The sequence below is a fragment of the Thermosynechococcus sp. FA-CM-4201 genome (genome assembly GCF_054689355.1).
Map to the genome: position 1 here is coordinate 1,564,373 of NZ_CP079920.1, position 17,159 is coordinate 1,581,531.

Consider the following 17,159-nt stretch of genomic DNA (forward strand, 5'->3'; position numbering starts at 1 on the left):
ATGTCGGAGTCCCTTGCTGCCTACGCTGACGCCCACGGTATTACCTATTTTCTGATCTCATTTACTGATTTATTGGGCGTGCAACGAGCGAAACTGGTTCCCGCAGTGGTGGTGGATCGCATGGCCGCAGGACAAGCGGGGTTTGCAGGATTTGCGGCTTGGCTAGATATGACCCCCGCCGATGCCGATGTCCTTGCCGTGGGCGATCGCCAGCGCGTGTTTCCTTTGCCTTGGAAACCGGAGGTGGCATGGCTGCCGGCCAATTTACTCCAAGGGGATAGCACCCCCCTGAAACAAACCCCCCGTTGGGTGCTACAACAGGTGCTTCAGCAGGCGGCAGACTTGGGCTTTCGTCCCCGCACCGGTGTTGAGTGTGAGTTTATGCTCTTGAGTGCGGACGGTCAGAGCCTTTCCGATGCAGCCGATACTCAGGCCAAGCCTTGCTATGACCAACTGAGCCTGATGCGCCGCTTTGAGGTGATCCGCGATATTTGCGATGGGATGCAGACCCTCGGCTGGCAACCCTACCAAAATGACCATGAAGATGCCAACGGTCAATTTGAAATGAATTGGCTTTTTGATGATGCCTTGGTAACCAGCGATCGCCACGCCTTCTTTAAGTACATGGTCAAAAGTATTGCTGAACTCCACGGTTACCGTGCCACATTTATGCCCAAGCCCTTTGAGCACCTGACGGGTAATGGCTGCCACATGCACCTCTCCCTTTGGGATCTGGAGGGGAAGACGAATCTCTTTCATGATGATCAGGGGGAGTTGGGGTTATCGGCGATTGCCTACCACTTCATTGCCGGGGTCTTGGCCCATGGTGAAGCCCTCTGTGCCTTTACCTCGCCAACCGTTAATTCCTATCGTCGTCTCAGTGCTCCCGTCACCCTTTCTGGTGCCACTTGGTCTCCTAGCACCCTGACCTACACCCGCAATAACCGCACCCATGCGATTCGGATTCCAGATTCTGGACGCTTTGAACTGCGTCTCGCCGATGGTGCTGCGAACCCCTATTTGCTAACGGCAGCCGTGATTGCCGCTGGCTTGGATGGCATTGTCAACAAGCTCGAGCCGGGACCGCGCTACGACAACAATAGCTACACCGACCCGCTTCCCAAGGGAACGGCCAAGGAAGTGCCACAAAATCTGATGTTGGCCTTGGAAGCCCTAGATCGGGATCCCCTCTTTCGCGATCGCCTCGGCAGTGAGTGCGTAGATGCCTATCTCAAACTCAAATCCCAAGAATGGGAAGAGTTTCGTCATCGAGTGACCCCTTGGGAGCGCGAAACCACCCTTGACTGCTAGGCCTTCTGGCAAGCCTGGCCAAAGAATCGCCTCGGTAGGGGCTGGCGAAAATGAAAGAGGATCGTATTTTGGCGGCGATCGCGGGGATCCGGCGCCCGTTCCCACAGCGTCTCAAAGGAGAAAAAGGACACCCCCAGTCCCGATCGCAGCGCGGCTTCTACCTTGGCATCCACCAGTTCAATGGGCACAGGGTTAGTCCGCAGTCCCGTAAGAACACCAACGGCGGTGGGAATTTTGGCTTGGGCGTGGAGCATCTCCGGCTGAGTGAGCTGCTGCACAAAGCTGGCAAGATTGTAGCGATAGACTTGCACAATCACTTCATCGAGCAGTCCGAGGGCGACCCACTGCGGCCAATCTTGGAGAAATGTCTGGTAGGCGGTGGGCAATGTGGTCGGTGAGACGGAAAAAATGGCATTGGGAAACTCCTGCTTGACCCGCTGCCGCAACGTTTGCACAAAGGCGGTGAGCTTGTCGGCACGCCAGCGCATCCAGTCCGGATCACGGGGATTGTCGGGAACGGGCTTTTGCGTTTCCTGCTGATAGAGGGCACGGGTGTAGGTATCGTAGCCAAACTCCACGGGCAGGCTGAGGTGGTCATCAAACTGTACACCATCCACTGGATACTGCCGCAGTACCTCAAGGACAATACTGGTGAGAAAGGCTTGTACCTGCGGATGAAAGGGATTGAGCCACGCCACTTCTCCGGCCGCCGTTAAGCGCGTGGTTTGACCATTGACCCCTTGGGTGAGCCAGTCCGGATGACCAAGGGCGAGTTCTGAGGTTTCTGGCACCATGAAGCCAAATTCAAACCAGGGAATGACCAAGAGATTGCGGCAGTGCGCCTGCTGTGTGAGTTCCCAGAGAATGTCGTAGTCTTGGATGCCCCGCAGTACAAAGGGCTGGATTCCCAGATTCCGTGCCGTAGCACTGGGAAAACTGACATAGCCAGAGTTCCAAACAACGGGATAGAGGGTGTTGAAGTTCAGCCGCTGTAAATCATTGAGGGTTGCCTCCAACCGAGGGCGATCGCGCAGGATCGGTAAATCATTGGTTGTCAGCCAGACGCCGCGAATCAGCGTTGAGTTTTGCGCCTGTACCGGCCAAATCGTCCAACACAAACTCCAACAGAAGAGAAAGAACAACAGCCAAACGCGACGATGCAGCATAGGTTACAACGCCAGTGGACGGAGATGTCCTGACTCTAGGAGCAAAATTTGCGTACAGACTGTGCGTAAAAATGCAGGGTCATGGCTAACGATGATACCGGGGGTAGTATCTGCCTGCAAAAACTCGATCAACGTGCCACAACTGCGCTGATCCAAAAAGGCCGTGGGCTCATCATAGAGAATCAACTGGGGCTGCATGGCTAAAATGCCCGCGATCGCCACCATGCGTTGTTCGCCTCCCGACAATTGATGGGGCACGCGATCGGCCAAATGCTGAGTGCCGGTCATGGCCAAGGCTTGATGCACGCGCTGCCGCACTTCTGCGGTCGAACAGCCCAAGTTTTCAGGGCCAAAGGCGACATCCTCGGCCACGGTCGCCCCAATTAACTGATCCGCTGGATGTTGCAGCACGACCCCCACCGCCGGTTGAAACTGTCCAGCCACCACTGACTGCCCCAAGCAGGTGATCGTTCCCCGCTGTGGCTTGAGAACAGCAGCACAGAGCAGTAGGAGTGTGGTTTTGCCAGAACCATTGTCACCCATGATGCCAAGGCGATCGCCCCCCGTCACCGTGAGATCAATTCCTTGCAGTAGTGAGGGGGTTGCCCCATAGCCAAAATGGAGATCCCTGATTTCCAGCAGGGCAGTCACAGTTTAGAGCGTCAGTGCTTGGGGATTGGTTTCAATCAGTTTCGCCAAATCCTGAAGGAAAGCAGCGGCATCGGCACCATAGATCACGCGGTGATCACAGGTGATATTCACCTTCATCTGCCGTTTCACCCCCAGCAGGCCATCCTCTGTGGCAACCACCGTCGGACGCGACGCCCCCACCGCCATAATCGCCCCTTGACCGGGCGTGAGAATGGCATCAAAGGAGTCAACGCCAAACATCCCGAGGTTCGAGAGGCTAAAGGTACCCGTATTGTACTCATCGGGTTGCAGTTGCTTGGCGCGTGCTCGCTCCACCAAGTCTTTCCAAGTGCGCGAGAGGCTGTAGATGTCAATTTGATCAGCGTTCTTCAGCACCGGTGTAATCAGACCCCCCCCCGGCATCGCCACAGCCACAGCAATGTTAATGTCGCGACGGTATTGAATCCCTTGCTCCGTGTAATAGGCATTCATAATTGGGTGTTTTTGCAGCGTCAGGGCGATCGCCTTAGCAAGGAGCGCTGTCATTGTCACCCCTTTTGATTTGATTTGCTGGTACAGCCGATCCAAGGCATCCGTTGTGATCGTATAGGCCACGTGAAAGTCAGGAATGCCAAGGCTGGCCACCATATTCCGCACAACGGCATTTTGTAACGTTGTCAGGGGCACCAAATCTTCCTTGGCCACAACTGGAGCAGTGGCAGGGGGGGCTGTGGGGACAGAGGCAGGGGGCGTTGCCACTGGTGTGACAGGGGTTGCAGGCGCACCAATCAAGGCTTCCACATCAGCGGCGGTAATCCGACCATTGGGACCCGTTCCCTTGAGCGTCTGCAAATCAATTTTGTGTTCCTTGGCCAATTTGCGGGCACGGGGGGAAGCAATCACTCGCCTAGGAGCAACAGTACTGGCGGGAGAAGCCACTGCCACAGGAGCCGTTGCGGAGCCATTACTCGTGGCCGCAGCAGGGGTCGCGGCCGTTGCCGCAGAACTCGTCGTAGAACTGGTAGCCGCCCCAAGGGACTTGGCCTTTGCCTCTGCTTCAGCAATTTCTGCTTCTGTTTCTGCCACGAGGCCAATGGTGGAACCGACGGGTGCCACTTCGCCAGCGGGCACGGTAATTACCGCCAAATAGCCGTCATAGAAGGACTCCACATCCATATCGGCCTTGTCGGATTCCACAATCAGCACGGTTTCCCCTTTGGCCACCTTATCGCCGGGAGATTTTACCCAAGAGACAATTTTCCCTTCGGTCATGGTGGAGCTGAGGGCGGGCATGAACAGTTCACGAATCATAGAGGCTGCTATCCTTGGTTGGCAATCGAAAGGGAGTCAAAAAATGAAAGGTAAAAGTTAGAGCGTCCCGCGAATTTCTTCGATGACGCCATTGCGCAGGAGAATCTCCACCTGCATTTTTTGGATCAGGTTGTCTCCTTTGGTGACATAGAAGAAATTATCCACTTGACCTTGATCCACTTCCTGCCCCATTTCTAGGCGTTGCACCTGATCCAATTGTTGAAGAATCAGATTTTTTTGCTGCAACAGTTGCGCCTTTTGGTTGTTGGCTTGCCCTTGAACCTCTTGAATGCGGACATTAACCACATCCGCTGCTTCATTACTTTTGCGCAGTTCGTCAATCACTTGCTGCAATTGAAAATCCAACTGCTGAATTTGGCCATCCACTTGATTTAGTTGTGCCTGAAGCTGCCTTTGGGCATCGTCTTTCCACTCGGGAGTGACGATTGCTTTCACCATAATCTGGCGCCGCAGGAGCAGTTTAGTATCCATAGGGTCTGTCATGGAGATTACTCAAACATGGCGTTAATCATATCGCGGTAGCGATCGCTCACGACATGACGGCGAATTTTTAGGGTTTGGGTCAAAAGACCATTCTCTATCGTAAAGGGTTCGAGGACAAAGCGAAATGTGGCAATGCGATCATCTGGGCGATAGCCGGGGCGATTTTGCACTTCCCGCAGCAGTTCTTGGCGGTAGAGATCAATAATGACTTTGCTCTCCAGCGTCACCAGTTCACCCGTGCCCGACGGTGCCGGTCGGTTCGGCAACTCCAGTCGGTACCCCTTGGCAACCACCCACTGCTCCAGAGCCTCTAAATTGGGCACAATCAGAGCACCAAGGGCTTTTTGATCTTGTCCCACCAGCATGATTTGATCAATATAGACACTGCGCACACAGGCATCCTCAATGGGCTGCGGTTCAATATTTTCACCGTTGCTGAGAACAATCGTGTCCTTCTGCCGCCCCGTCAGCACCAGATCCCCATTGGGGGTGAGGTAACCCAAGTCACCTGTATCAAACCAGCCTTCAGCATCCAGCACCTTGGCAGTGGCCTCGGGTTTGTTGTAGTAGCCGCGCATCACCTGTGGCCCTTTCGCCATCACCAGTCCCTTTTGACCAAACTCAACGGCGGCTTTAGTTTCGGGATCCACAATCTTAATCGCGGTATCGGGAATAGGACGGCCAGCAGAGCCGCGTAGATTCGCCCAAGAACGGCGAGCGGTCAGCACCACGGCAGTTTCGGTGAGGCCATAGCCCACCAGTACTTCTAGGTTGATGACTTCATAGAATGTGTCCAAATGGGGGGCAAGGGCACCGCCACCACTAATCACCTGTTTAATCTCACCGCCCGTAGCTTCACGAATTTTGCTATAGACACGCTTCTCCCCGAGTTCGTAGAGGGGCTTCAGGAAGAAAGTTTGCAGACGGGCAACAAATTTTTGCCAACCGCTGGGATGGGGGTTGGTCAGACTGAGGCCGGTGAGCAGTCGCCGTTGCAGGACATATTGCTGGCCAACACTGAGGAAAAACTGGGCAAGACGCCGCTTTGTGGCCGGGGCATCGCGCAGTTGCTTTTGCACCCCTTCATAAAAGCCTTCCCAGATACGAGGTACGGCAATCATGTAGTGGGGCTTACACCGTTTTAAGTCATTCTTAAAGTGACGGAGGTTCGTATAGGTTTGGCTACAGCCACAGGCAAAGAGAAAGTACTCGGCCACCCGTTCGTAGGCATGCCAAATGGGCAAGATACTGAGGATGCGATCGCCCACCTGCGGTTGCACAATTGCCCAAAGATTGACGATTTGACTCAGTAGCCCCCCATGGGTGACCATCACACCCTTGGGTTGACCCGTGGTACCGGAGGTGTACATCAGCGTTGCCAAGTCATCGGGGGTAATGGCTACTGCCCGCACTGTGCCATATTGGCCTTCCGTAAAGACTTGACCAAAGTTCAAGAGCCGCAGGGGAAAATGCTCCAGTTCTGGGGGTTCGGCACTCAGGAGCACAACCGTTTCCACCCCTGTCTCTACTAAACCCTCTTGAAGTTTGCGCAAGGTGGCCAAGTTTTCAATCAGCAGCAAGGTTGAACCACTGTCGCGCAAAATGTAGAGAAGTTCTTGAGCCTCTGCGGTACCACTGCGCACCACATTAATGGCACCGGCCATCATACTGCCTTGATCAGCAATCAGCCAGCGGGGACTATTGTCAGCAAATAAGGCCACGCGATCGCCGGCAGCAACACCCAGCGCTTGTAGGCCAGCGGCAAAGCGTTGAATGCGTTGATAGAGTTCACTGTAGGTAATGCGCGTCGGGGGATCTTCGTAGGGGGCATCAAGAGCCACCACATCCCCATGACGTTGCGCCAATAGGGGCCACATTTCCGGCAGCGACTGGAGTGTTTTGTAGGGCAAAAAGTGATCGGGTAAGGACGCATCTTGGGGTAGTCCGCCGGGGGGAGTGTAGGTGTAGGCCGCACTCGTCATTTGTTTGGCTCCAGACGCAACACCTAGATAATAAACCCTCAATAGGACACCTCATTCAGCTTTAATAATTTCAATATGAGATCATGAAGAGTGGCGACTTTGCAAATAGTGCTATGGTGCCCTTTGTCCTTGCCTCGGCTTCCCCTGCCCGCCGCCAACTGCTGCAACAAATTGGTATTGATCCAATCATTCAACCCAGTCACTTTGATGAGTCGGTGATTCAGGCAACAACACCGACAGAACTGGTGCGATTACTGGCACGGTGTAAAGCAGAAACGGTGGCTCAGAGTTATGCAGCGCCCGCCTTAATTTTGGGCTGTGATTCTGTCTTAGTTCTTGGCGGCGAAATTCATGGTAAACCGGCCTCGCCAGAGGTGGCGATCGCCCGCTGGCAACAAATGCGCGGTCAAACGGGAGAATTGCTGACAGGCCATGCCTTGATTGACTTGGCACAGGGGCGCACCCGTGTTGAGGTGGAGTCCACCCAAGTCGTTTTTGCCGATATTAGCGATGCCGAAATCGCTGCCTATGTCGCTTCTGGTGAACCCCTTGCCTGTGCGGGTTGTTTTGCCCTCGATGGCCAAGGTGGTGCCTTTGTCGAGAAAATTGTCGGTACTCCTAGTAATGTCATTGGCTTGAGCTTGCCCCTACTGCGGCGGATGCTGCTAAGCTTGGGATACACCCTTGGCGATGTGCAAGGTAAGAAATAAAAAATCGGCCTAGACAAGTCTAAATACTTAGGGTATGCTAAGAGATTGCGAGTTAAGGAACTGTCATGAACGCCCAAGACATTATTCGCTCGATTGAAGCGGAGCAAATGAAGACTGACTTGCCCGTGATTCATGTGGGCGATCGCGTTCGGGTCGGAGTCAAAATTCAAGAAGGCGGTAAAGAGCGCGTGCAGCCCTACGAAGGGGATGTAATTGCCATGCGCAACACGGGCATTAACCGCACCATTACCGTGCGCCGTGTCTTTCAAGGAGTGGGCGTTGAGCGCGTCTTTTTGCTACATTCGCCACGAATTGATAGTATAAAAGTAATCCAGCGAGGTAAAGTCCGCCGTGCCAAACTCTACTACCTGCGCAACCTCGTGGGTAAGGCCTCGCGCATCAAAGCACGGTTTGATCGCCCGCTGTAAACAGCCTTGCGTCCTTAGTTCAGTTGGTAGAACGTCGGTCTCCAAAACCGGATGTCGGGGGTTCGAGTCCTCCAGGGCGCGTTCCAACAGCTAACAAAGCCTTATCAGTAAAACTCATGAATATTTGCCCTCATATTCATAGCTTTGCTATCGTACTAAGTTAAAAAATAACTTTCTTTCAGTCTTTTGAGTGTAGGTAAGGCTCTGTATGCCGACAATAACAAAGATTGAGTATCACAGAAAGAACGGTGAGGACAGAGTTCGCGTATATATAGATGGACAATTTTGCTGTTCAGTTAGAAGGCGGGTATGGGAATTTATGAATTTGCAGAAAGGTGACACAATAACCTGCGAAGGAATTAAGGAAAATGATAAATACATATTTAAGAAGCTATACCAAGACACATGGCCAGAAGAGAAAAAGAGAATAGATGCTGTGACTAAACTAATTCAGCAAAGGGTACCAAGCATTGAGATTGAGTTTGTAGGCTTTGGTGCAAATACTACTGAATTTATCAAAGAACATCCTGAAGAGAGCGGCAAGCCAGATTTAAGCCTGCAAATCAATGAAATAGAAATTATTGCACTAGAAGTTACTGGAACAAAAAGGATGAAAGCAGGAGAAGGTTACTGGGTTCGTCCTGATAAGCTGGAGTATATCCAAAATCACCCTGAAAGAGATATATGGATTGTTTTACATTACCAAGAACCAGAAGAGAAATTTGTGTGGATCAAACCAGATATTGCAAAATCATATCCCTATGAAGAAAAGAATCTGAAAGGTGTTACGGAGAGATATGTAATATTTCACGATGGACAAAAAGAGGTAAAGAAGACAGAAGATGTTATGACATACATGCAAACAAAGATCAAAGAGATTAAGCTTAACATGTGAAATTCAGTAGACCATTTCTATACTTTATTCTATGTATATTTAATAGGTAACTTACTATCTCATTTGTCTCATATAGTCTAGAAGCATCTAACAGAGTACCTAACGAGCACATTATCTGCCTATATACAGAATAAATGAGTTCTACATTCAAACTCGGTGATAGCAAGATGAAAGATGCAAGGTAATCTAAGAGATAGAAGTTTACCATATGCATTTCTTCAGGCAGGTATAACTCGATAACAGCAAGGTCAAGCAGTTCTTCGAAAAAGTTACGTATTGACTCAGTCTCTTGTGAAGTATGTTTTTTAAGTTGCTCATTAAGTAACAAAATATAGTTTACAATACTTTCAATTATTCCCTTACTCTTACAATCTATCCTTGGTACTGGAATGCGAGCTGTAACTGGGCTATCAAAATGCATTGTTCTAATAGCCTTTCCAAAAATAAAATAATAGGTAAACCAGTTGATAATCTGAGAATTTAGAATAGCCCATAATATGTAGTTTGAGTAATCTTCATCTATAACTTGGATTTGATTTATGGTATCAGTTATTACATAAGAAACGTCTTTATCTTGTAAAACACAACAAATAATTTTAATTATATCAACGGGTTTAGTTGTATGAGCAACAATATTTTGCACTAACACAGAGTTCCGTCTTATAAACGCCTTTTCCGACTGAATATTATTTCTTTTAACATAACCCTTTACTCCAATAACTCCGTACTTATTAATTTCATTACCACCAATCACAGGGTAGTCTTCTACATTTTTACTAAGAAATTTTTGTAATGGCTCACCTCTAGAGTTAGTAGCAATATCGTTAATATATATGTTTGACTCCTTCATCTTTATAGCAATATTAATTTCTATAGGAGTGATTGCATTCAGAATAAACCCAAAATCTGTAACTAGTGATTTATCGACTATAGAATTAACTTGAAAGTTTAGATTCTTAAAAGAGATAGAAGTATATGTTTGATATCTACACGCTTCACGAAGTATAATAATCATTACTTCAAGAAGTACATTCTGAAATACTTTCCCACAGTCCACAGTTAAAATTAATTCATTCAAAGTTAGTTCTCTTGCTTTAGTATAATTTGAAGCAAATGAATAAGACTTCGGAATTATATAAGCTAATAATCCGTGTGAGTTAAGTAACCGCTTACCTTTTTCTAAAAAAAGTATGGCTGTTTCTTTTGTTTTTAAGTAATATATTTTATCTATATATTTAAACTCATCTTTAGTTATTTTGGCACCATAAGGTGGGTTACTGATGATAATATCAAACTTTTCAACTCCAAACATCCATTTGGGATCAAAAAAAGTAGCTGAGCTATTTTGATTGTAGGGATTCCATTTAGCTACAGTATCAGCAGTGGCAGGTTCTAAGGCTACTTCTTTGAGCAAGCAGGTAATTTCTCGTCGTATTTCCTCGTCCCGTTGGCGATACTCCAATTTCGTTTCAAGTGTGCGTGCAGTAAAGTATTTTTTACGAATTTCTTTTAATTCTTGCTCTAGGGCAATGACTTCTGGACTTCTTAAATTGAGTTGGTCACTGATCCCTATCAAAGTATTTGCTGCAACAAACTTAGTTTCTAAGTTAGGTAAGGGTAGGATTCCCCGATTAGGGGCATGATCATCTACCTTTTGCTCCACAATCAGAGAGATAAAGAATCTAAGTTTGGCGATCTGAACAGCAATGGGTTGAATATCCACACCGTAGATGCAGTTCTCGATGAGGAATAGTTTGCGGGGATAATCGACTTCATTATTGGCAAAGTCTGCTTCTATTTGTGCTAATCTCTCTTGGAGTTGCTTGATAGCAGCTAACCTTGCCTCTTCATAACTGATTTTTTTTGACTGCTGAAGATTGTTTAATAGGGGTAAAATTTCTCTCTCTTTTTGTTGCTGTTTCCAGCGTTCATTATTGGGGTCTAACTTACCTAAAATAAAAACTAACTTTTGCAAAATACCCATTGGAAATGCCCCTGAACCTACTGCGGGGTCAAGCACTTTTAAGTTATCAATTGCAGAAATAATTAAATCAGTCGTCTCTGGATCATCAGCAAAGGGATTATTAGGGTAACTGTAGGCCAGCAGTTGCTCTAACTTTTCCCGACATTGTGGTCCATGATTATCAGCAATCTTATCTTCAAGATAAAGCAATAAGGACTGATTAACCATGTAGTCCACTACTTCACGAGGTGTATAAAATGAACCCGTTTGTTTACGAGCTGTCAATTTAGTTTCAGGGTTGTATAGTGCTAGCAAATTCTCAAAAACTTTGCTTAATAATTCTGGATCGAGAGCGATTTCCTCTTCTATAGGAGTGTTTTCAGTGATAGTGAACTTATAGCGATTGAAAATGTCAATCAATCCCCGTACTTTATACCTCTTATTTTTGGTGCCATAGGCTTGATTGAGATCAACTGTTCGTTCTTCAGAAAAGAAAAGATAGTTGGGTACTGTTAGCTTATTATCAGGGGAATCGGAAAAACCATCTATGTATACTTGTTTTTTAGTTTGTGGATCAAGATAATCTAGGCATTCAAACAAGCCACCATTAAGAAAGGGGATAGACTCAAATAAATTTAGGGCTTGGGCAGGATTGCGAAATAGGTCTTCGTAGTGATAGACATTGTGGATCATGGAATAATGGTCAAGACCATTGTCTTGGCTCTTTCCTCTAAACCTGCGATTATCAGGTTTTGTAGGGCTGTTCATTTCTTGGTTGAGGGTGGCAAAAAAGAGGTTTTGTAGAATGGCTTTGTAGTAGGTGCTGGTATTTTCATTATCCAAGTCAATTAGGTTCTGCAAGTAATCTTTTCGAAATAGTTCATCAGGTATAAGTGGCTGACCATCCTCTCCCTTCTTCTCCTTCAAGAACCAAATAAAAATTAGGCGGGTAATTAACCTAATCAAACTAGCAGAGTCTTTTCCTTCTTCATCCTTTGGTGCATCATCGGGAAAATAGACACATTCCCTTGCCCAAAAATACCAGTTAGAAACTTCTTGGAAAAACCGTTTATTTAATTCTGTAATGTTGAGTGTATTTTGCCATGCGCGATGTAATTCAACAAAATTAGTGAATTTATATTTTTTGTGAAGCTCGCCTAGTGATAAGTCAAACAAAATTTCTATGTGGGCACGGTAGGGGCTAGCAATACTAACATCCTTAATCAGGGTAACTTTGCGTAGGACATCTTTTGATTCATCTCGCTTGTTTATCTCTCGATCGATGATTGCTAAGGAAATTGTTTGACCATGCTTAAATAACACCATCACAGGCATCGCAAATAGTTTGTTTACTTCACGGGCGATGGTGGCTAGTTTAGTACGGCTGTGCTGACTCCCTGCTAATTCAATAGCTATAAATAGATAAGATTCAATGATGGTATTATCTACTCTGCTCTGTTTACCAAAATCTAGCTTAGTATGCTCATTACCAGTAATTTCATCTTTGGTAAGTTGAAATACTAAATCAACAAATCGCCAGTCTTCTGTGCATATTAATTTCCCTTGGCCAAATTGCTCTATAAATGCTGATGGAGTAGAAGCTTCAAGGCGGATAGATTTATCTGTACGATAGCCCAAAGTGTAGAATAGGTTTTGGGTGCAGTCCGCTAAGTTGTCTGTATCAAATCGCTGAATTGATGTTTCTATCTCTTTTTTTAATCTCATTTCATGCATTGAGCCACTCCATTTATTGTTTGAAGTTAAGCTTGACCAGACGCTTTAGTATCTGTTAGGGTGGAGCACACAACCCTAATGTATCTAGTAGGCGAGATAGGTTGATGACAGCTCTAGCAATCGCCGTTGCAGTAGCCATTGTTAAAATTTTTAGCGAACTTGAGAAATGAGTGGTGTGCTGCGATCGCTCCCCTGAAATTGCAGTGCTGTTTTTGCCAGTTCCAATAATTGCAGTTCAGGGGGATAGTGCCTTTCTTGCTTGAGGCGTTGAATATCCTGTTTCCCCAGTTGCCAGTGCAACCGTTTGGCCAGAGCCAGCAAGACATCGCCACGATCGATGACGCCCGCCACGGCATCGGCAGGGGTTAGAACCGTAACAAAGCGTTGTTGCTGCTCCTCTAGGGTGCAAACTGTCTTGGCGAGGGAATCGGTTTCTTTGACGCTGGCGATCGCCCGCAGCGGGACGGCTAACTCTTCAACTGGCGTCACTTCCCAGCGGCTGCGCTCCACATGGTTCAAGGCTTGGGGATCTAAATAGCCCCGGTAACGACCATCGGTGGCGACAAAGTAGGCCGCGGGCTGGCGATCGGCCAGTAGGAGATAGCGATCGGCAAACTCCCGCAGCGATAACGTTCCCTCAATCACGCGAAAATCCCGTGTCATGGCATCAGCGGCCGTCAGGCTAACCAAGGCTTCTTGGAGTTGGCTAAGGCGATTGTAGAGCGTGGCATTTTGCAGGGCAAACCAGCCCAACAGACCCAACCACAACCCATTGCCACTGCCAAGGAGCGTCACAAACAGCCCAAAGCTAATGGCCAACCAACCCAACAGTTGTCCCGATCGCGCCGCCCAGCGCATGCCCTGAAAGCGATTGCCTGTCAATTTCCAAACGGCTGCCTTGAGCACTTGGCCACCATCGAGGGGAAGTCCCGGCAAGAGGTTAAAGACCCCCAAGACAAAGTTGATATTGGCTAGATAAAGCAAGAGTTCATGGAAGGGATGATCCCCCGGCAGTACCACGGCTGCCCCCTGCAACAGGGCAAAAAGGGCAAAACTCACCAAAGGCCCGGCGATCGCCACCTGAAAGGCTTGACCGGGGGTATTGGATTCCCGTTCAATGGCCGCCATGCCGCCAAAGAGGAAGAGGGTAATCGAGCGCACCGTAATCCCTTGGGAACGCGCCACCAAGCTGTGCCCCAATTCATGGAGCAAGACTGAGGCAAACAACAGCAGGGAAACGACAAATCCCATCACCCATACCAGTGCTCCCCACTGTGGGTACGTGGCCTGCCAGTCACTGCCATTGAGAAAGGTAAACAGCAGAATCACCAGAAACCACGACCGATCAATATAGAGGGGAATGCCAAAGACACGCCCCACTTGCCAACCTTGTCCCATGCCGACCTCAGTGCATCGCGCTCTTTATTTATTATCGCCCCAGATTCTGATGACGCGTGCCTTAACAAGAATTTATGTCTCAAAACGTTACCTTCTCATCTCTGGCCTAAAATAAAGGCAACGCTGCTAGAGGATGGTGCAATGTCTCAAGCCCCCGTACTGGTGTCTGCCAATGGTCATGTCCTAGACGTGCCCTTTGATTCCTTTTGGCAAGGGTTGCAGGAGTTTGGCTCCCATTTGCTGTGGTCATTGTGTCTCTCACTGCTCTTGAGCCTTCTCCTCAGCCTAATTAGTTACTGGTTCAGTGCCACCTTTGGCGTACCCGTCTTGCCCTTCTTTTTGATTGTTCTTTAACTTGTGAGGAGCTGCGTATGTGGGGTTTACTCATTACTTGGATTGTGACCAGTATTAGTTTGTTTATTGTGTCGCGCCTCTCGTTTTTGGGCGTGGAAATTGATAAATTCACAACGGCGCTGTGGTCAGCGATTGTTTTTGGCTTGCTGAATGCCACGTTGGGGGCTATCCTAAAATTCTTTGCCTTCCCTTTTATTTTTCTGACGTTTGGCTTGGTTGCCCTGATTATCAATGCCGCCATTTTTGCCCTTGCAGCAGCCCTAGTGGATGGCTTTAGACTACGCAATGGCTTTTGGAGTGCCTTTTTTGGCTCGATCGCCCTCAGTATTGTCAACGGGGTTTGCTTTAGTTTACTGGGTCGGGCAGGCTTGCTGTAGGGTTGCTAAATAGCCGCGAGGGGTAATCAGCCAATCATGGAAGCGGCGGGTACTGGCATTGCCAATCAGCACCAAGCTGAACATATCCACTGTTTCGGGTGCAAATGCCCCAAGGGTGGTGAGGGTGATGTGCTCCTCAGGGCGATAGGCGGCACGGACGATCGCCACGGGTGTTTGCGGTGAACGATATGCTAAGAAAATGGCTTTGGCATCGACCAATTGCTGCTGGCGATCGCGGGAACGGGGGTTATAAAGGGCAGTCACAAAATCTGCTTCTGCCGCCGCCCGTAGGCGTTTCTTAATCACTGGCCAAGGGGTCAGGCGATCGCTGAGGCTAATCGTACAAAAATCGTGCATCAAGGGTGCTCCTAAACGAGCCGCCGCCGCATTGACGGCACTCACCCCCGGCAACACCTCTACAGGTAAATCACTGATACCCGCTTCTGCCAATAGCTCGAGCACCAGACCCGCCATGCCATAGATGCCACAGTCGCCCGAAGAAACCACAGCGACATTGAGTCCCCACTGTGCCAGATCAATCGCTGCTTGGGCACGTTGTCGCTCTTGGGTAATGGCATAGGCGGCAACCATCTGTCCCGCTCGGCGCAGCGGAGCCAGCAATTCTAAGTAAAGCCCATAGCCCACGAGAATATCGGCGGCCAAAAGGGCAGAACGGGCTGCGAGGGTGAGTTGATCCAAGGCTCCCGGACCAGTGCCAATCAGGCTCAGAGAACCTTGGCGGGGAATGAATTCCCGTTCAGCTTGGGCAATGGCGATCGTCACCGCACCGGGTTCCCCCCCTTGACGGTAGATCTGCTTAGGCACAATTAAACGCCCCCCCTCACTGGCCAACACGGCTGCGGCTTCAGCCACACTGGGCGTTCCCATTTCTGCGGCCACAATCGCTGAGGGGGTGGGTACGGCAACACGCGCCAATTCTTGAGCGGAAAACCAGCGGCTAGGCCAATCCTGCGCCTCAGCCACCTGACATAACCCCACTTCATCAGCTTTGCGATCAATACTGGCAAGGCCGGCGATCGCCCGCGGGCTTAATCCGGCTTGGGCAAGGGTATGATCAATGGCCTGCTGGATCAGCGCTGCTGATGTTCCCCGTTCACAGCCAATGCCGAGCCACAGTACCCGTGGATGCCAAGCCACACCTGAGGTCAAAGAGGCGGGCACCGCTTTTTCAGTAATCCAAACCGCATTTTCTAGGGGTGGAGTGCTGACAACCTCAAGGGGGCAATCGGAATTGAGAGCCGTGCGCCACAAAGCGCTACCGCAGGTTTGATACACTTGCAGCGGTTTTCCTTGAGCCTGTTGGCTAGCGATCGCATTCCAGTCGCCTGCCCCCCGTTGCCAACCCAAGGCCATCCCCCACATATCCACAGCAAAGTAGCCTTGGGCATGACTGGCTCCCGTGAGAATCGGTGTCGCACCAATGGCGGCGCTGAGAACTTGACACAGGCGATCGCCCCCAGCCCCATGACTGCCTAGCAAACTCACGATCCATTGACCATCCTCAGAAAGAACGCAGACCGCTGGATCCTGTCTTTTGTGGGTCAACAGGGGCGCGATTAACCGCACCACAGCACCGCAGGCCAAGGCAAAAATCCAAGCCTGATAGTGGCACCAGTGGTTTTCGAGATGCGCGGCAAGGGGGCGATCGTAGGTTTGTACCCTAGGGTAGGTGGATGCTAAATGGCTGGGTACCCAGATGCTGAGGGGAATCCCCGTGTCCACAAGACGTTGCAGTTGAGCCAGCCCTTGGGCAGTGGTGGCGATCGCCCCAATGGGTTGAAACTGGTCTAACCGTGGCATGAACTAGACATCAAAGCGATAGCGCACGGCGCCCGTTTCTGGATCATTAAATACTGTGGCATACCCTAGCCGTTGGGCTTCAAAGAGCAGTTCCTCAACGGTTTGAGCGTCAAAATGGGTATAAAGTGCGGCTTGGGCAGCAGAAAGGACGCCGCCGTGTTCCTTAGCCACTTGCAGTAAACGGTGCATCGGTGTCGTGGGGTTGAAGTCGGCTTGCTCCCAGGTGGTGAGATAACGCCCCCGCAGGTAGGTATTGCGGTGATCCACCATCCCCGGAATCAAAAAGAGATCAATGAATTGACCGATGCCACAAAAGCCAAAGGTGATCAGGTACAAAAAGCCAATAATCGGCTGGCCGACATAAAAGCGTTGCAGGCCACAGAAACCCACAAAGCTCAAGCACCACAGCAGATAGGCAACCCCCACCTTGAGGAATTTTGGCTGTGTTTGCCAGCGTTGGCGATGACTGGAAAAGTGGAGTGTTTGCACCATGATCTCAGAAGGATTCCGCTACTTCTCATCCTAACCTAAGTTTCTGAGAACCACTGCGGGGGCTAGCGATCGCCCCCAAGGAT

Annotated in this window: 15 protein-coding genes and 1 tRNA gene; 7 read left to right on the plus strand and 9 right to left on the minus strand. The window is 49.4% G+C overall.

Annotation, left to right across the window (positions count from 1 at the left end):
* Nucleotides 1–1,311, plus strand: coding sequence for a type III glutamate--ammonia ligase (gene glnT / locus KV190_RS07660; protein WP_460192660.1), 1,311 nt, complete (start codon nucleotides 1–3; stop codon nucleotides 1,309–1,311).
* Here glnT and KV190_RS07665 read toward each other — a convergent pair.
* Genes KV190_RS07665 through KV190_RS07685 form a run of 5 tightly spaced genes read right to left on the minus strand, consistent with a single transcriptional unit; the run spans nucleotide 1,308 to nucleotide 6,904 of the window.
* Entirely contained in the window at nucleotides 1,308–2,477 is a 1,170-nt protein-coding gene (locus tag KV190_RS07665; RefSeq protein ID WP_460192661.1) for a glycoside hydrolase family 10 protein, read from the minus strand. The two genes, glnT and KV190_RS07665, sit on opposite strands and share 4 nt — an antisense overlap.
* 3 nt (nucleotides 2,478–2,480) lie before the next feature.
* Nucleotides 2,481–3,128, minus strand: a complete 648-nt coding sequence (locus KV190_RS07670) for an energy-coupling factor ABC transporter ATP-binding protein (protein WP_460192662.1) — start codon at nucleotides 3,126–3,128, stop codon at nucleotides 2,481–2,483.
* A gap of 3 nt (nucleotides 3,129–3,131) precedes the next feature.
* Nucleotides 3,132–4,418 (minus strand): dihydrolipoamide acetyltransferase family protein, encoded by a 1,287-nt coding sequence (locus KV190_RS07675; protein ID WP_460192663.1) that lies wholly within the window; start codon nucleotides 4,416–4,418, stop codon nucleotides 3,132–3,134.
* Nucleotides 4,419–4,475: 57 nt separating this feature from the next.
* A complete protein-coding gene (locus KV190_RS07680; RefSeq protein WP_460192664.1) occupies nucleotides 4,476–4,922 on the minus strand; it encodes a YlqD family protein in 447 nt (148 codons plus the stop codon).
* Nucleotides 4,923–4,927: 5 nt separating this feature from the next.
* Nucleotides 4,928–6,904: an AMP-binding protein gene (locus KV190_RS07685; RefSeq protein WP_460192665.1), complete on the minus strand. Its 1,977-nt coding sequence runs from the start codon at nucleotides 6,902–6,904 to the stop codon at nucleotides 4,928–4,930.
* Between the two features lie 113 nt (nucleotides 6,905–7,017).
* On the opposite strand from KV190_RS07685, the gene KV190_RS07690 reads away from it, so the two are divergent.
* The 4 genes from KV190_RS07690 to KV190_RS07705 all read left to right on the plus strand — a co-directional run bounded on the left by KV190_RS07690 (nucleotide 7,018) and on the right by KV190_RS07705 (nucleotide 8,937).
* On the plus strand, nucleotides 7,018–7,614 hold the full coding sequence (locus KV190_RS07690) for a nucleoside triphosphate pyrophosphatase (protein ID WP_460192666.1): 597 nt from the start codon (nucleotides 7,018–7,020) through the stop codon (nucleotides 7,612–7,614).
* Nucleotides 7,615–7,679: 65 nt separating this feature from the next.
* Nucleotides 7,680–8,042: a 50S ribosomal protein L19 gene (gene rplS / locus KV190_RS07695; RefSeq protein ID WP_302677316.1), complete on the plus strand. Its 363-nt coding sequence runs from the start codon at nucleotides 7,680–7,682 to the stop codon at nucleotides 8,040–8,042.
* 8 nt (nucleotides 8,043–8,050) lie between these two features.
* Nucleotides 8,051–8,123, plus strand: a tRNA-Trp gene (locus KV190_RS07700).
* A gap of 238 nt (nucleotides 8,124–8,361) precedes the next feature.
* Nucleotides 8,362–8,937: a hypothetical protein gene (locus KV190_RS07705; protein ID WP_460192667.1), complete on the plus strand. Its 576-nt coding sequence runs from the start codon at nucleotides 8,362–8,364 to the stop codon at nucleotides 8,935–8,937.
* Here KV190_RS07705 and KV190_RS07710 read toward each other — a convergent pair.
* Entirely contained in the window at nucleotides 8,927–12,634 is a 3,708-nt protein-coding gene (locus tag KV190_RS07710) for an Eco57I restriction-modification methylase domain-containing protein (protein WP_460192669.1), read from the minus strand. The genes KV190_RS07705 and KV190_RS07710 overlap by 11 nt on opposite strands.
* A gap of 150 nt (nucleotides 12,635–12,784) precedes the next feature.
* Nucleotides 12,785–14,032 (minus strand): site-2 protease family protein, encoded by a 1,248-nt coding sequence (locus KV190_RS07715; protein ID WP_460192670.1) that lies wholly within the window; start codon nucleotides 14,030–14,032, stop codon nucleotides 12,785–12,787.
* A gap of 141 nt (nucleotides 14,033–14,173) precedes the next feature.
* Between KV190_RS07715 and KV190_RS07720 the strand changes: the two genes are divergently transcribed.
* Together KV190_RS07720 and KV190_RS07725 are read left to right on the plus strand one after the other, a co-directional pair.
* The gene (locus KV190_RS07720) at nucleotides 14,174–14,386 is read left to right on the plus strand and encodes a hypothetical protein (RefSeq protein ID WP_460192671.1); all 213 of its coding nucleotides are present in this window, start codon (nucleotides 14,174–14,176) and stop codon (nucleotides 14,384–14,386) included.
* 17 nt (nucleotides 14,387–14,403) lie between these two features.
* The gene (locus tag KV190_RS07725) at nucleotides 14,404–14,763 is read left to right on the plus strand and encodes a phage holin family protein (RefSeq protein ID WP_460192672.1); all 360 of its coding nucleotides are present in this window, start codon (nucleotides 14,404–14,406) and stop codon (nucleotides 14,761–14,763) included.
* On the opposite strand, the gene cobJ is transcribed toward KV190_RS07725, so the two are convergent.
* Nucleotides 14,737–16,584, minus strand: coding sequence for a precorrin-3B C(17)-methyltransferase (gene cobJ / locus KV190_RS07730; protein ID WP_460192673.1), 1,848 nt, complete (start codon nucleotides 16,582–16,584; stop codon nucleotides 14,737–14,739). The two genes, KV190_RS07725 and cobJ, sit on opposite strands and share 27 nt — an antisense overlap.
* 3 nt (nucleotides 16,585–16,587) lie before the next feature.
* Nucleotides 16,588–17,076, minus strand: a complete 489-nt coding sequence (locus KV190_RS07735; RefSeq protein WP_460192674.1) for a TM2 domain-containing protein — start codon at nucleotides 17,074–17,076, stop codon at nucleotides 16,588–16,590.
* Nucleotides 17,077–17,159 lie beyond the last annotated feature (83 nt).

Bases quoted from the DNA above. Each gene is read 5' to 3' on its own strand.
- cobJ (WP_460192673.1), bottom strand. From the start codon at position 16,584: ATGCCACGGTTAGACCAGTTTCAACCCATTGGGGCGATCGCCACCACT.
- KV190_RS07735 (WP_460192674.1), bottom strand. From the start codon at position 17,076: ATGGTGCAAACACTCCACTTTTCCAGTCATCGCCAACGCTGGCAAACA.
- KV190_RS07725 (WP_460192672.1), top strand. From the start codon at position 14,404: ATGTGGGGTTTACTCATTACTTGGATTGTGACCAGTATTAGTTTGTTT.
- KV190_RS07675 (WP_460192663.1), bottom strand. From the start codon at position 4,418: ATGATTCGTGAACTGTTCATGCCCGCCCTCAGCTCCACCATGACCGAA.
- KV190_RS07665 (WP_460192661.1), bottom strand. From the start codon at position 2,477: ATGCTGCATCGTCGCGTTTGGCTGTTGTTCTTTCTCTTCTGTTGGAGT.
- KV190_RS07710 (WP_460192669.1), bottom strand. From the start codon at position 12,634: ATGCATGAAATGAGATTAAAAAAAGAGATAGAAACATCAATTCAGCGA.
- KV190_RS07685 (WP_460192665.1), bottom strand. From the start codon at position 6,904: ATGACGAGTGCGGCCTACACCTACACTCCCCCCGGCGGACTACCCCAA.
- glnT (WP_460192660.1), top strand. From the start codon at position 1: ATGTCGGAGTCCCTTGCTGCCTACGCTGACGCCCACGGTATTACCTAT.
- KV190_RS07720 (WP_460192671.1), top strand. From the start codon at position 14,174: ATGTCTCAAGCCCCCGTACTGGTGTCTGCCAATGGTCATGTCCTAGAC.
- KV190_RS07705 (WP_460192667.1), top strand. From the start codon at position 8,362: ATGAATTTGCAGAAAGGTGACACAATAACCTGCGAAGGAATTAAGGAA.
- KV190_RS07680 (WP_460192664.1), bottom strand. From the start codon at position 4,922: ATGACAGACCCTATGGATACTAAACTGCTCCTGCGGCGCCAGATTATG.
- rplS (WP_302677316.1), top strand. From the start codon at position 7,680: ATGAACGCCCAAGACATTATTCGCTCGATTGAAGCGGAGCAAATGAAG.
- KV190_RS07715 (WP_460192670.1), bottom strand. From the start codon at position 14,032: ATGGGACAAGGTTGGCAAGTGGGGCGTGTCTTTGGCATTCCCCTCTAT.
- KV190_RS07690 (WP_460192666.1), top strand. From the start codon at position 7,018: ATGGTGCCCTTTGTCCTTGCCTCGGCTTCCCCTGCCCGCCGCCAACTG.